At 55.1% G+C, this 14,694-nt stretch carries 12 protein-coding genes; 6 read left to right on the top strand and 6 right to left on the bottom strand.

Going from position 1 to position 14,694, the window contains the following annotated elements:
- Positions 1–21 precede the first annotated feature (21 nt).
- Entirely contained in the window at positions 22–909 is an 888-nt protein-coding gene (locus BLR09_RS11445; protein WP_093201928.1) for a polysaccharide deacetylase family protein, read from the bottom strand.
- Between the two features lie 67 nt (positions 910–976).
- Positions 977–1,381 carry a DoxX family membrane protein gene (locus BLR09_RS11440; RefSeq protein WP_093201925.1) on the bottom strand — a complete coding sequence of 135 codons (405 nt, stop codon included), beginning with the start codon at positions 1,379–1,381 and terminating at the stop codon, positions 977–979.
- 87 nt (positions 1,382–1,468) lie between these two features.
- On the opposite strand from BLR09_RS11440, the gene BLR09_RS11435 reads away from it, so the two are divergent.
- Positions 1,469–2,308, top strand: coding sequence for a helix-turn-helix domain-containing protein (locus tag BLR09_RS11435; protein ID WP_093201923.1), 840 nt, complete (start codon positions 1,469–1,471; stop codon positions 2,306–2,308).
- Here BLR09_RS11435 and BLR09_RS25900 read toward each other — a convergent pair.
- The 4 genes from BLR09_RS25900 to BLR09_RS11420 form a co-directional block, all read right to left on the bottom strand.
- Positions 2,272–2,514, bottom strand: a complete 243-nt coding sequence (locus tag BLR09_RS25900; RefSeq protein ID WP_317039218.1) for a hypothetical protein — start codon at positions 2,512–2,514, stop codon at positions 2,272–2,274. The two genes, BLR09_RS11435 and BLR09_RS25900, sit on opposite strands and share 37 nt — an antisense overlap.
- A gap of 84 nt (positions 2,515–2,598) precedes the next feature.
- The gene (locus BLR09_RS11430; RefSeq protein ID WP_317039217.1) at positions 2,599–3,492 is read right to left on the bottom strand and encodes an aminotransferase class V-fold PLP-dependent enzyme; all 894 of its coding nucleotides are present in this window, start codon (positions 3,490–3,492) and stop codon (positions 2,599–2,601) included.
- Positions 3,489–4,808, bottom strand: coding sequence for a phospholipid carrier-dependent glycosyltransferase (locus BLR09_RS11425; protein ID WP_093201921.1), 1,320 nt, complete (start codon positions 4,806–4,808; stop codon positions 3,489–3,491). The genes BLR09_RS11430 and BLR09_RS11425 overlap by 4 nt, the downstream gene beginning before the upstream one ends.
- A gap of 130 nt (positions 4,809–4,938) precedes the next feature.
- The gene (locus tag BLR09_RS11420; protein ID WP_093201919.1) at positions 4,939–6,708 is read right to left on the bottom strand and encodes a patatin-like phospholipase family protein; all 1,770 of its coding nucleotides are present in this window, start codon (positions 6,706–6,708) and stop codon (positions 4,939–4,941) included.
- Positions 6,709–6,939: 231 nt separating this feature from the next.
- On the opposite strand from BLR09_RS11420, the gene BLR09_RS11415 reads away from it, so the two are divergent.
- From BLR09_RS11415 to BLR09_RS11395, 5 genes are all read left to right on the top strand, one after another.
- Positions 6,940–7,827, top strand: a complete 888-nt coding sequence (locus BLR09_RS11415) for a hypothetical protein (protein WP_093201917.1) — start codon at positions 6,940–6,942, stop codon at positions 7,825–7,827.
- 95 nt (positions 7,828–7,922) lie between these two features.
- A complete protein-coding gene (locus BLR09_RS11410; protein WP_176785524.1) occupies positions 7,923–8,996 on the top strand; it encodes an NAD(P)/FAD-dependent oxidoreductase in 1,074 nt (357 codons plus the stop codon).
- Positions 8,997–9,044: 48 nt separating this feature from the next.
- Positions 9,045–12,287 carry a PD40 domain-containing protein gene (locus tag BLR09_RS11405; RefSeq protein ID WP_143011078.1) on the top strand — a complete coding sequence of 1,081 codons (3,243 nt, stop codon included), beginning with the start codon at positions 9,045–9,047 and terminating at the stop codon, positions 12,285–12,287.
- Positions 12,288–12,396: 109 nt separating this feature from the next.
- Complete coding sequence (locus BLR09_RS11400; protein WP_093201912.1) at positions 12,397–13,608, top strand: potassium/proton antiporter; 1,212 nt, start codon at positions 12,397–12,399, stop codon at positions 13,606–13,608.
- A gap of 201 nt (positions 13,609–13,809) precedes the next feature.
- Positions 13,810–14,652, top strand: a complete 843-nt coding sequence (locus BLR09_RS11395) for an endonuclease/exonuclease/phosphatase family protein (protein ID WP_093201909.1) — start codon at positions 13,810–13,812, stop codon at positions 14,650–14,652.
- Positions 14,653–14,694: the final 42 nt, after the last annotated feature.

Raw genomic sequence — 14,694 nt, 5'->3', positions numbered from 1 at the left:
AACCGAAAACTGAAAACCGCTTTACACTCCGACCACCCCCGCCACCTCATCCTTCCGCATAAACCGTACGCCCTTGTGTTTCAGGGCATAGCGGAAGAAAAGGCGGGCGGCCTGGACCATTTGCGGGGTGCCGCCGATGCGGTCGTGAAAGCTGATGTTCATCATCCGGCGGCGATGGGCGCCTTCCGCATACAGCTGATCAAACTCCATTTTGAGCTGTTGCAGAAACTGGTCCGCCGAAAAATGCCGGCCCTCCACCAGCAGAATATCGTTGCAGCGAAGGGTATAGGGTACCACGCCGAATTTCTTTCCTTTTACGTCGACCGTAAACGGCTCATCGCGGCTGAGGTCATCGATATGGTATCGGAAACCCAGTTCCTGCAAAATAGGGAGCGTATTTTCACCCCGATGGAGCCAGTTGGCGTTGTAGCCAACGGGCGTGATTCCGGTAGCCCGGCGGACGGATGCTACGCCGTCTGCGATAAATTTCTTTTCTTCTTCGTAGGATAAATCGTACTGGCTCGACCAGTTCCGGCCGTGCGCGGCGGCTTCGTGCCCGCGACGGACGATCTCCTTCGCGAGCGCGGGGTTTTTGTCGACCGCCGACCCAACCATAAACGACGTAACCCTGATCTGAAATTCATCCCACAAATTCAGCATGCGGGGTATGCCCTCCTCATACCCATAGGCATACCAGGTTTCGGCGGCGAGATCCTTTACACCGCCTTTCATGGGGGGAAACGGACTTTCAGCATTGTCCGGCTGGCCGCCGGCTTCGAATTGCATGGCGACGGAAATGACCAGGCGGGAGCCGTCAGGCCAGTAGCTGGTCTCTGCCGCCCGGACGGTATCGGTGAGGGCCGCGAGTGTCGCGACGCCGGTTGTCTGAAGGAAGTTTTTACGTGTCATTCCGGCAATAGAAAGCTGTTCGCCGGCAGCAACCGGCGAAAGAAAAAGAACAAAAGGAAAAGTCAGCCTAGCTCAGGCGGAGCAGTCGGTCGAGCGAATAGCCGTTGTACTCTTTGACGTACGGAAGCAGCAGGGCAAAAAACGCCGTGTGAATCAGCTGAGAAGGAAGTGCCTCCCAGTTTTCAATCAGCGTCGTCCCGAAAAGCAGGCAAAGCATCACCACGCCGCCTCCGAGCAGCGCGGTACCGGTAAAGAGCCCGAGAATAAGCAGCAGCCCAACCAGGAATTCGGCAATGGGAAGGACATAGCTGAACGGCGTCACGAGTGCGACCGGCAGCATCGATTTTTCATAAAGACCTGTCATCCAGGTACTGAATTTGGCCAGCTTGGGAAGCCGGACCAGCCCGTGCCCGAACATACTGATGCCGATGGCAAGGCGAAGAAGGACAAAGGAATAAACAGGAGCGTTCATAAGTAGATCGTTTGCGGTGGTAAAATTGGACAGGCTATCGGGGAGAAAAGTGGTATATTTTCGGGGTAAACCGGTATTTCTTCAGGTATGAAGCGCTATATCCAGTACGAGTTTCTGAAAGTATCTCATTTTGAGGTAGATACATGGAAACACCCCGAGCATAATCACAATCATTTTGAGCTGATTTTTATTCACGGAGGAAGCGGACGGCATCACCTGAACGGATGCGCCTATCCTTACGGGCCAAGGCAGTTGTTTCTGCTTCGCCCATCCGATGTCCATTCTTTCGAGATCACCGAAAAAACCCGGTTTACCTTTCTCAAGTTTTCAGCACGATACCTGAAAGGCACCGGGGAGATACAGGTAGAAAGCCGCTGGCAAACTGATCGCCTGCTGACCGATGAAGGGAGTATCGCGTTGTCCGAAAACGACTACGAAATCCTCGAAAACCTGCTCGCGCTTATCCGCGGGGAATGGGAGCGCTCCCGACAGGACGACAACGAAACCCTGTTTTTCCTCGTGCAAACGGTCTTTTCCCTCCTCAAACGAAATCATCAGCCGGCACACCAGCCGGAAACGGACCGGATCACGGCCATCACCGATTACATCCACGCGCATATTTATTCGATGGAAGAAACGCGCGTCGAACGCCTGGCCGACGAGTTTCACCTTTCCCGGCATTACCTCGGCGATTTTTTCCGGGAGCAAACCGGCGTTACCCTGCGGGAGTACATCCGGCGGTACAAACTGCGGCTGATTGAAGACAGGCTGCGCCTGAGCCGGATGACGGTGAAGGAAATAGGCTTTGAGTTCGGCTTTACCGACCTGAGCCACCTCAACAAATTCTTCCGGGCGAGTCACGGGATATCGCCGAAAGAATACCGCCGCCGTCAGGAAGCCAGCACACGAAGCGCGGCGACGAACTGATCCAGCTCTGCCGTCGTCGTGTATACATGCGGCGTCACACGTACGCCCATGACCCCCGCGCCGGCAATTGCAACGGTAAAAATCCGGTATTTCTGAAAGAGTGTTTTGGCCAGATCGGCCGGCGCCATGCCCTGAATACCCACGTTGGCAATGGCACAGGAGCGATCTTTCGGGGTATTGAGGACAATTTTCGGCAGATCCCGCACGGCGTCTGTCCAGTACTGCTGCAGGTAGCGGAGGCGCTCTTCTTTGCGTTTGGACCCGATTTTCCGGTGAAAAGCGATGGCGTTCTATATCGCCAGGTCGGTAGCGACGGGGTGGGTGCCGGTATGATTGAGCTTCCGGATATCGTCATCCGCAAAGCTGCTGTCCCCGAAAAGTGGCCAGATACCACGGATTTTGTCTTTCCGGACATATAATAAACCTGCTCCCAGGGGCGTCCCCAGCCATTTGTGCAGGCTGCTGCCGTAGTAATCGCAGCCGCCGAGGTCTGCAATGCGAAAGTCGAGGTGCGCAAAAGCGTGGGCGCCGTCGACCAGTACCTCCACCCCATGCCGGTGGGCCATTTCGGTAATCTGGCGAACCGGCATGATTCTCCCGGTAATATTGATCAGGTGGCAAACCATCAGCAACCGGGTTTTGGGTGTGATTGCGCTTTCGTACAGGCGGACGAGCTCATCGTCCGAAATACCCTGATTCGGAATGGACAGTACCTTGTTGACAATGCCATGCCGACGGCTCATGAGGCGGAACATATCGAGCATGGCGCCGTAGTCCTGCCCGGCCATAATGGCTTCGTCTCCGGCTTTCCAGTCGATTCCGGAGATAATGGTATCAAGCGATTCGGTCGTATTCCGGGTGATAATCAGCTCTTCGGGGCCGCAGCCGAGCAGTTCGGCAACGGCTGTGCGCGACGCCAGCTTGTCGTCTGCCTGCCGGGTCCGCATGTAATAGGAAGATACTTTGTTGATATCCTGAATATGCCGGAGATAGGGTTCCAGTACTTCGTTGGATGCCAGGGAATAGTAGCCGTTTTCCAACTGAATGAACGAATCCGTCACACCGTAGGCAGCACGGATATCTTCCCAGAAGCCGGTTGGCGAGGCAAGGGCCGGCCGGAAGGCCGACAGCGCGCCGATACCCGCGACGGAACGCAGAAAATCACGTTTGGAAAACCGCATCATAGCGCAGAAAGTCGGTTACGGGACCATACCCGGGCCAGCAGAAGCAAGGGTATAAACAACAGCAGGAAATAAGCGATTTCTGTCCGGAACGCAAGCAGGTCGCCGCGACCATGCCCCCAGTATGTCGCTCCGATGTAAAAAGACCGGAGAAAACTGAGCACAACCAGGAGGAAGACCGGAGCAAGGCGCCAGTCGGGCTTTGCCAGTAGCCGCTCAGCTATATATGCAAACGGGAAGAACAAAAACGGCGTCACCGTGAAGATATGGCGGGTAAGCGTGGTTTTATGAAAAGCCGCGATCAGTACCGAAATCACAATAAAGGCCAGAAACAACCAGGCTTGCGCTGGCAGTCTGCGGAAAAAATCCCGGAACCCCCAGAAAGAAATCAACATAACAGGCGAGGCGGCGAGTAGTCCGGGCGTCTCGTTGCCGCTGCCGCCGACCCAATCGTAATAGGTCCGGATCCGCCCGAGATTGGTGAACAGGCGATCCATTCCGGCGGCAAAATTTCCGGAAAGAGAAGCTGAGAAAGACCGTTCTTCCGGGAAATTATGGTTGTACGTGTTGGTTTTGATCATCAGCTCGTGAAAGGCGATGTAGTTGTACGTCATCAGTATACCGACAAAAAAGAGGAGAATCCACGCGGAGATACTAACCAGCGACAGGCCCTCCCGGCTGAACAGCCGGCGTGGCGCTATCCGGCAGGCGTACAGCGCTACGATCGGCACGAAAAGGATATTCTGCAATTCCAGCAGGGTGGCAAAACCCAGGAGCGCCATCGAGACGAATACCTCTTTTCGCTGCGAAAAAGGATCCCGGACCGGAAGGATCGCATAGACAGCCGCCAGGACAAACAATGCCGACGGGGCATGCGAAAAAGCGTGAGTAGCCTCCAGCCATTGCTGCGTACAAACCGCATAAACAAGGCTGGAAATCAGGGATACTTCCGGCGAAAAACCGGTACGGCGAAACAGCAGAAAGAGCAAAAGCACCGTCAAGACCCCGCATAATACCGGCAACAGGTGAATAGCGACGACGTCCGGCTCCTGCCGCAATGAAGGTATCCCGAGGTACTGCGCCAGTGCTGAAAACGCGAGAAAAGGCTGCATCAGCAGTGCGTTTCCCGGCAGACGGTCTGAGAGTATACGCCCGTCCTTCTGCACAAAATCACAGCAGGCAACGTAGTGGAAGTACTTTTCGATCCGGACGTCCTGATCGTTGTAGATAGCTTTTGCCAGGGCGACGTGGCTGCCGTCGTTGGAGCAGTTAATACCTGCTGCGCTGACAAAATACAGCAGCGCAATGCCAAAAAGCATGAGAGGAAGCGCCAAGGGGTGCCGAAGCGGAGAAATCCGGACCAAGGTAGTTCTGGTTAAGGGGGTAGGTATACTTTCCGTAAGATCGGAAAAAGGCCCCAGACAACCAACGTTTCAGCCCGGATACCCGTCAAAGGCCCGATTGCGACCCGTTCCAGCTGTGGTAGAGAAAGAAAGGATCTTCGCAGAACCGGGCCCAGTCGGCCTCCAGCTGCTCCCGGATGCCGGCTATGCGCGCCGCCTGTCCGGCCGCCGGCCCGATTTCCGGAAGGGCCGATTCCAGCTCACAGGCATACCGGTGGAGGTTATAGCAGGTTGTAAACTGCCCGCAGGCGATGAGGTGGGCGAGCGTATCCGGTTTATCGGTTTTCTCCTCTTCGGCAAACCAGAGCGTAGTCGGGACGCTGTAGGCTTTTTCTGCAACTTCCTGGATCGACTCACACGGCGCAAAAATCCGCTCCATCGGAACCGGCGGGAAGGTACGTTCGGGATCGGCGGCTTCTTTCAAATCCCGCTTCCTCAGCTTGGTGTTGGTCTTGCTGAGCTCGTATACCATGTTGGAAACCCGGCCGAAATCCCAGCGCGTATTGTCGTATAAGTCGCTGTAAATCAGCCCGCGGATGCGTTTGAGGTACACGTCCGTCGCGAGGGAAAAAACACTGGAAGCCCTCGCCCGGGTCATTTGCAGGAGGGTACTGATCCGTACTTTTCCGAAATACGGGAGGTACCGGCGGAACATGGCATCCCAGGAGCCTTCTCCCTGACCGGGAAGCAGTTTTTTCAGGCCGAAATACGCGCCCCCAAACGCGAGGTGAATACCCCAGACAATACCGGCCAGAGCCTGTACCGCAGCCGGCCAGCCAAGTACGAAGCCGGTGGCCAGGCCGGCGGCCAGCAGCAGGTTCGATGCCAGCAGGTACCGTCGGAGCAGGTGAAAGGAAACATAAGACCAAAAGCCTTTTTTCTTTTCCCCCGGGACGTCGTACGACCGCATGAAGTGACTGCTGACATCGCTGACGATGACGAGTCCGAATTTCCGTTTGTCGGTTTTGTTTCCACGCTGATCGGCGAGAAGGAAGCTGGCAATGCCCTGATTATCAGCGATACCGCCATCCATCAAGCCTACCTGAACAGGAGGCGGGGCGTCGTGCTGTTTGGCGTCGTGGGAAAGAGCGGCGTGAAGTTCGTCTGCCGTCAGTCCCCCGTAGGTAAAGTCATGCGGATAGACAATGGGCTCAAAGCCAGCCGGAAAACAGGAAGAGGCTGCCAGGATATCGGCGAGTTTGAGCCGTTTGGCGACGGCCTTGTTCCCGACCGAAAGAAAGCGGTTCCCGATCCGCTCGTCGTACTTTCCCTTGTTGATGCCGTCGGTTTGAAAACGAAAGCCCAGGCCGCTGTGAAATTCCGTCGCATTGAAACATACTTCCTTCAGCGGGCTGTCGTCCAGGTTTTCCCACATCGCGCCGAAGGTCGCACCGTTAAAGAGAAGCTCCGAATCATAGGCGCGCGCAAACCCGTTGATGAGGTTGCGGGCCTTGCTTCCTGCGGGGCCGGTCATATGGTCAAAAGCTGCGCGGAGCAGCTTATCGCCGTGCATAAGGGTCGTCAGTTTCCGGTAAAAATGCGGAAAGGACCATTCTTCCGGAGGATTTTCGCCGAGCATTCCGTGGTGGCAATACAGCGCATAGAGCGCGCCGGTGATCGTACCGCCGGAGGCCGTTGAAATATACCGGACCTGATGGAGCAGGGTTTCTGCCGGAGAAAGGCGCAGGCGGTGCAACATCGTCAGCACGCCAAGCGTAAAGGCTGCCGAGCGGAAACCGCCGCCCGACAGGGTAAGCGCGATGTTCTCAAAAGGAGCAGACGGAAAGGCGGCGACGTTTTTGGTCCTTTTGGCCATGATCGAAAGTTTCCCCAAAAATAGAGAAACAGCGGGCCAGGCAAGGCATTCCGGTTCCTGACATTTTCCGTGGCAGCGGGGTTTTCATGTGTTTTGAAGGACAACGTCCTGATTCCGGGATACCTGTGTAACCTGTTCGCCAACAGCGAGGTATTTGTGAGAAAAAGCAAAATGGACTGTACATACTTCGTTGCCTTTTGTAGAAAGAGGAAGGCACAGGGATACCCAATAGTGGCCGTTTGGCTTGCGGTATTGTCGACGACAACCGTTCAGGCGCAGGTTTTCACAACAGACCTTGAGCATTTCTGGACCACGCGCGACAGCGTCCTGGCCACACGCGATACTACCCGGCAAATCGAACTCATAAACAGGCTGTATATCGGTAAAGCCAGTCCGGGACTCGCGGCTTTTATGCGGAATAAAGAAGAACTGCCCGGGAAATGGCGCGCTTTCATCACGCAAAACGCAGAGTCCTGGCTGGCGCTGAAGGAAAAAATGCCGGTAGTCGAAGCCGCCGCTGCGGAGGTTAAAAGCCAGATACGCCGTTTTCGGACGCTGTATCCCGATCTCCGGCCCGCTGAAACATACTTTCTGATCGGATTGGGTATGCAGGGAGGTACTGTCCGCGGAAACCTGTCTCTGCTCTTTGCTGAAGTGATTCTGAGGGATGCGGCTGGGCCGAAAGACCAGCTGGTCTTCCTGGCTGTCCACGAATACGTGCATACCCAGCAGAAGAGGCCGGATTTTCAGAAAATTAATGTGCTGACTTCCTGCATACGCGAGGGCGCCTGTGATTTTGTTGCCAGCCTGGTAACAGGCCGGCCTGTAGCAGCGGGTTATTCGACCTATGGTCTCCGGCACGAACAAGAGGTATGGGAAGCCTTTCAAAAAGACATGTATACCGGTAATAATGACAATTGGGTCAGTACCGGTCCGAATCCGGCGTTACCGGCTCCTGACCTGGGTTATTTTGTCGGACATCAGATATGTGAGGCGTATTACCGGAAGTCGGCGGATAAGGCAGCCGCACTGAAAACGATCATCGAACTGGATTATGCAGACCCGGAGGCGGTCAGCCGCTTCTGGCGGGAATCCGGTTACAAGGGAGGAAGGCGGTAAGGGAAAATCCCGGGGCCGCCTTCACCGAAATCAAGGAAAATCCGTCGTTTTGCCGGGCGGATGGTTATTTTCGCGGCAGTAGTGCGTTGATGGATATGCGAAAAATCGATTACCTGCTCATCGGGCAGGGGACAGCCGGCTCCCTTCTGGCCTGGCAGCTGATGCAAAAAGGCTGCCGGGTACTGGTGGTAGACGACGGCCGGCCGTCGTCGTCCCGGGTAGCGGCCGGAATCTGTAATCCGGTAACCGGCCGGAAGCTGACACGTACCTGGCTGGCCGACGAGCTGTTCCCGTATCTGCACGATTTCTACCGGAATCTGGAGAGGGAACTGGATACGTCTTTCTTCCATCCAGTACCGCTGTACCGGCCTTATCAGAGCATCGAAGAGCAGAACTTCTTTATTGCGCAGACGGCCAATCCGCTCCTGCAGGATTACGTACGTTTATCCGCCAGCGATCGGGCGTATGCTTCGCTGATACACAATGAATTAGGAGGGCTGGAAACACTGCAGGCTGCCTGGGTGGATCTGCCGGTGATGCTGGACGCACTACGCGGTCGGTTTCGTGAGGCAGGCGCATTGGCAGAAGATTCGTTTTCCTGGGACGACGTTATTCGGGAAGAGGACTCGGTTACCTGGAAAGATATACGGGCTCGTAAGATCATCAGCTGTGAAGGGGCGTATGCCCGTTTCGGACCCTATTTCGGGTGGCTGCCGTGGGCAGTGGTGAAGGGGGAAATTCTGTCGGTCGACTGGCCCGGGCAATCCCTCCCCGGGATCGTCAACCAGAGTATCTGGATTCAGCCGCATAAGGACGGGACTTTCCGGGTCGGATCGACCTACGAGTGGGATGATCTGGATTGGGAGCCTACTGAAAAGGGCCGAACTTATTTGGAAGGGAAGCTCACTAAATTAACAAAATTACCGTTTGAGATTCAGTGCCACGTGGCCGGTATCCGGCCCGCGACGCAGGGGCGCCGGCCGTTTGCAGGTCTGCATCCCGAATATACGCCGATCGGCATTTTCAACGGTCTCGGTTCGAAGGGAACCTCCCTGGCTCCCTTTCTGTCCAGGCAACTGGCAGATTTCCTCACAGAGGGGAAAGAACTTCATCCGGACGCGAATATCGAACGGTTCCATTCGTTATATTTCAGCTCGTTAAAGTCATAGACCGTTCACTTGTTTGGGCGAGTTTACGGAGTACCAAAGCCCTACGCCATGTGTTGGACAACTACTGTTAAGGTTACTTTCATCGGGGGACTTCTCTTTGCCGCATCGTCCGGACACGCGCAGGTTTACATGCCGACCCAGGAAGAGTTCGGCAAGAACCGGATCCAGCAGGAGCGTTATGATTGGCAGGTGTTGACCACGTCCAATTTTGAGGTGTATTTCCACGGAAACAACAGGACCCTGGCCACGTATACCGCCCAGCTCGCGGAAACGGAGTTCGACCGCATTACCGAAATCCTCAGCTACACGCCGTACAGCCGTACCAAGATATTCCTCTACAATTCTCCTTCCGATCTCAAACAGAGCAACATCGGTATCTCGCTTGGCTCAGAGTCGGAAATCAAAGAGGAAAACCTGGCAAAATCGCGGATACAGATTCCCTTCGTTGCCAATCACATCGAGTTCCGGAAAAAGCTTGTCCGCGAAATTTCTTCCGTCTTTGTGTATGACATGCTCTATGGAGGCAGTCTGAAGGACGCCTTGCAGAGCCAGCTGCTGTTGTCGCTCCCCGAATGGTTTATCACCGGTATTACGTCATATGTTGCCGATGGCTGGAGTGTTGAACTGGACGACTACATGCGCGATGTCGCCCTCAACAAAAAATTTAAAAAGCCGGCACAACTCTCCGGTGAAGAAGCACGGATCTACGGACAGTCGATCTGGAACTTCATTGCCGAACGGTATGGCCGCGACAATATTTCCAATATCCTGAACCTCACCCGGATTATCCGGACGGAGCAGACGAGTATCGCCAGCACGCTGGGTATTTCCTACAACCGGTTTATCGGCGACTGGAAAGATTACTACACCCAGATGGCGACGGCTTCTTCGGAAACGTTTAAGCCGGCGGCGGGCAGCCGGCTCGTTACCTTGCCGCTTCTTGGCAACGGAAAAATCCAGCAGGTGAAACTGAGTCCCGACCGGCAGTCGCTGGCCTATACGATCTCCGACCGCGGCCGGTTCCGGGTATATGTCACGGACCTGCAGGGTGCGAAAAAAACGGAGATTTTCCGTGGCGGCGATCGTTTCCTGACGCGGGAGCTACCCTTCGTAGCTCCGATGATGGCCTGGCAACCGAACGGCACCCTTAACCTGCTGGTCCAGGAAGACTTCCGGACGGTATTGTATCAATACGTTGCCGGAGGAAAGGGCGGAATGCGCCTGAAAGCACGCCGCGCGGTGAAAGGCTTCAACCAGATTACCGGTTTTGACGTTTCGCAGGATGGTACGACACTGGCCATCAGCGGCGACCGCAAAGGACAGAACGACCTGTTTCTCTATAACATCAACCGGGCATCGATTCAGCAGCTCACCAATGACCTGTTTGACGACGTGACGCCTGCGTTTGTCGGCAAGTCAAATGCACAGGTACTTTTTGCCTCAAACCGGCTGAGTGATACCCTGTCGACAGCGCCGCCGCGCGTATTGCCCGACCGCTTCCGCCTGTACCTCCACGAAGGCAATCCGCGGGCGCAGGTAGTTCAGAAGCTGTCGGATGTCAGCAATGTCAGCCAGCCGCTCGCCGAGGATACCGGAAACCTGATCTTTCTCAGCGACGACCGGGGTATCCGGAACCTGTACACGCTGGATACGGCCAGCCATCAGCTACAGGCGCTGACGAACTTCCGCGAAAGCCTTATTTCGTACGATTACCTGCCTTCTTCCAAAGCGCTGGCCTATGTCAGTATTGAAAACGGCGAACAGGTAATCGGGTATATTTCACGGGTATCTCCGGTCGAGATCGATAACAGCACTGCCACAAACCGCAGCCTCCGCCAGTCGGGCGGTATCGTCCGGAATGATGCATCTGCGAAGGAACCTGCCAAAGCCGGACAGGGTGCGCCCGACCGGACGCCTTCCCGGATTACCCTGCGCCCCGGCGAAATCGATACCGACAATTACCAGTTTGACCTCGAAGGACTGAAAATCACCGAACGCCGGACCGACAAATCCGGATCGGGAACGAAGGTCATCACCAACTCCCACAGCCGGACCGTGGTACGGAAAGATGCCACCCGGATGCGCGGACCGTCGGCGTACCGCGATGTGTTCGTCGTCAACAAAACAGACAATCAGTTTCTCGTACTTCCGTACCTGACTACCCAGCAGGGACCGCAAAGCGGATTTGGCTGGCAGAATACCATTACACTGAACGACCTGCTGGAAAACAACGTCATCAAGGGCGGACTCTTCATTACCCCGACCTTCCGTACCAGCGAAATGTTTGCTGAATACCAGTACCTGGCCCGGCGGATTGATTTCAGCGCGCGGATCGACCGGCGGGCATTTTCCGACGGCTCGCAGGCAGCAGGCGTATTTCAGAAATACCGTTATACCCGCCTGACGCTCACGGCCTCTTACCCGATCAACGAGGCGCTGCGTGTGTCGCTTTCGCCGATGCTCACCAAAACCCGCAATATCGACGGCGCACAGGGTAGCAGCGGTATCCCGAACCGGACCTCCAACTACGGCGGTTTGCAGGCGGAAGTAGTGTTCGACAATACCCGTACCAACGGCATGAACCTCCTCGAAGGTACCCGCGTGAAGCTGCGCGCACAGCAGCAGCAGGGGCTGAGCAATGCCAACGAGAGTTTTTACAAGATATCCCTCGATGCCCGGAATTATACGCGTATTCACCGGGACCTGATCCTGGCGACGCGGTTCTCCTTCGGGCATTCCGGCGGTAAAGCGCCGAAACAGAGTATTCTGGGCGGGATGGACAACTGGATTCCGTTCAGTACGGTGCGGGAACAACGTTCGGCTGAGAACCCGCTTAACCCGTCCAATCAGGATTACCGGAATGTCTTTTTCACCGACTTCGTAACGCCGCTGCGCGGATTCCGGACCAATAAGCTGTCCGGTGAAAGCTACATGCTCTTCAACGCGGAAGTTCGCTGGCCGCTGTTCAAATTCCTGCACCGCGGACCGCTGACATCGAACTTCCTGCGCAACTTCCAGCTCATTGCCTTTACCGACATCGGGACGGCGTGGACAGGCAGCGGGCCTTTCAGCCGGCAAAACAGCCTCAATACCGAAATTGTCAACCCGGGAGGAGGCAGCCCCTGGTATGCTGTCGTGAACAATTTCAAGAATCCCTACCTGATCGGCTACGGAACCGGCGTGCGGACACTGTTCCTCGGCTACTACGTGAAGGGAGACCTCGCCTGGGGTGTAGAAGACAAGAGTGTACAAAAGCCGATCTTCCACGTGACGCTCGGATACGATTTCTAGGAACGAATCTTTTGATCCGAAGAGCAGCCCGAAACGGCTGCTCTTTTTTTTGCGCGACGGAACCAAAGCCAACCGTTTGCAGTCATCTTTATCGTAACCCCTCTGCTCTATGACTCTCAGCGCGCCGCTGATCACCATGCTGATCGGCTGTTTTTTGTTTGCCGGTGTCCTCCTGACCAAATCTTCCCGCAGGTTTGGTGTACCCGGTCTCGTCCTTTACCTCGCGCTGGGAATATTCATCGGAAACGGCCGGATGCCGTATGATTTCGTCTACGATTACCCTGAGTTTACCCTGTCGTGCAGCAATTTGGCACTGGCGCTGATTCTTTTTATCGGGGGATTGGAAACAAGCTACGCACACCTGAAACCGATTATGGGTCGGGGATTGGCTCTTTCTACGGCTGGAGTGATTCTGACCGCAGGTTTGGTAGCAGTGTTTGTACACCTGGTGTTTGGATTTTCCTATGTCGAAGGGCTGCTCATCGGATCAGTACTTTCTTCGACCGACGCGGCCGCTGTTTTTTCGATTCTCGAATCAAGGCAGCTGAAACTCCGGGAACATATCTCCGAAACCCTGGAGCTGGAATCGGGTACCAACGATCCGATGGCGTTTTTCCTGACGACGATGTTTACCGGGTTGCTCGTCGATCCGTCTTCGGGCCTGGCTGATTGGGGAGTGTTGTTTTTGAAGGAAATGGCGATCGGTCTGGCTGCCGGACTGCTGCTCGGCGCCGGTATCGTCTGGGTATTGTCACGGGCGAGTCTGACGAGTAAGGGCATGTATCCGGTCCTGCTGCTTTCGATTGTCTCGTTCGGGATCGGACTGGTGACGTATTTTCACGGAAATGTACTGCTGGCGATGTACGTTGCCGGTGTCGTTACCGGTACCCGGAAAGATAGCCTGCACGGTTGGAGCGAGACCTACCTGTTCTTCAAAAGTATCTCCTGGCTGATGGAAATAGGCCTGTTTATCGTGCTCGGGCTACAGGTATTTCCGCATAGCATCTGGCCGTATGTACCGCAGGCGTTGCTGATCAGCCTGTTTCTGATCCTTGTTGCGCGGCCGGTTGGTGTTTTTCTTTCGCTTTCGCCTTTCCGGACAAGCTTCCGGAAGAAAGTATTCGTCAGTTGGGTAGGATTACGGGGCGCTACGCCTATTGTCTTCAGTCTGATTCCGCTGATTGCGCGCGTCTCGGTCGCGGATGTGCTTTTCAATACGGTTTTTGCCGTTGTACTCATTTCCGTGATGGTGCAGGGAACTACCCTCGGCTGGCTGGCCGGAAAATTACGTCTGCTGAACGGAGGTTCCGGAAATGGGTAAGTAGTGAGGCTGAGCCGGTTAGTGCCGGCTATTCAAAGCGGAAGGCTATTGCCCCGCGTCTCTTCATATTCTGTTAACACAAATCCGGGCACAGAGCCTATTTTTGCGGAAATTTCAACTTGACCCCGGTTTGCGGACTGTCGATATCAATCTCTCCGACTGGGCCGGTGCCGGTTTTGATTCTTCTAATCTCTATACCCGATGCGGAAAATTCTTCTTGCCCTTGTCGGATCGCTTTTCCTGATCCAGGGCGCCATTGCCCAAAAAGGTACGCCTCTGACCATTGCTACCTATAACCTGCGCTACAACAATGCCGGCGACGGCGTAAATGCCTGGCCCAACCGGAAGGAAATGGTAAAGGGCCTCGTTCGCTACCATGATTTTGACATCTTCGGTACACAGGAAGCCCTGATCGGCCAGCTTCGGGATGTTGCTGAACTGAAAGAATATGCGTTTTTCGGCGCCGGTCGGGACGACGGCAAGGAAGGTGGCGAACACTCTGCCATTTTCTATAAAAAAGACCGTTTCAAAGTACTGGCTTCCGGTAACTTCTGGCTCAGCGAAACGCCGGAAAAACCCGGCAAAGGCTGGGATGCCACCTGCTGCAACCGCATCGCTTCCTGGCTGAAACTCAGGGATCTGGTTACGAAGAAAGAATTTTATTTCTTCAACGTTCACTTCGATCACCAGGGAGTCGTTGCCCGCCGGGAATCGGGTAAACTGATGGTGAAGAAGATAAAGGAGATTGCGGGAAATACGCCGGCGATCTGCACGGGTGATTTCAATTCAACGCCGGATACGGAGCAGATCAAGGAAATGCAGACCATCCTGAACGATGCGAAGGCCGTTACCGAAATGCCTGCCTATGGCCCCGAAGGTACCTTCAACGCCTTCAAGTTCACCGCTCCGATGGCTGACCGGATCGACTACATTTTCACAGCCCGGCAGATCAAGGTACTGAAATACGCAGTTCTGACCGATTCAAAGGAGCAGCGGTATCCGTCTGATCATCAGCCGGTAGTGGCGAAAATTGTGATTCCGTAGGCTGCCGTTTTTACAACAAAAAAGCTCAACCATCTGGTTGAG

Source organism: Siphonobacter aquaeclarae, from assembly GCF_900103285.1.
Lineage (GTDB): Bacteria > Bacteroidota > Bacteroidia > Cytophagales > Spirosomataceae > Siphonobacter > Siphonobacter aquaeclarae.
This window is presented reverse-complemented; position numbering and strand designations above follow the sequence as displayed.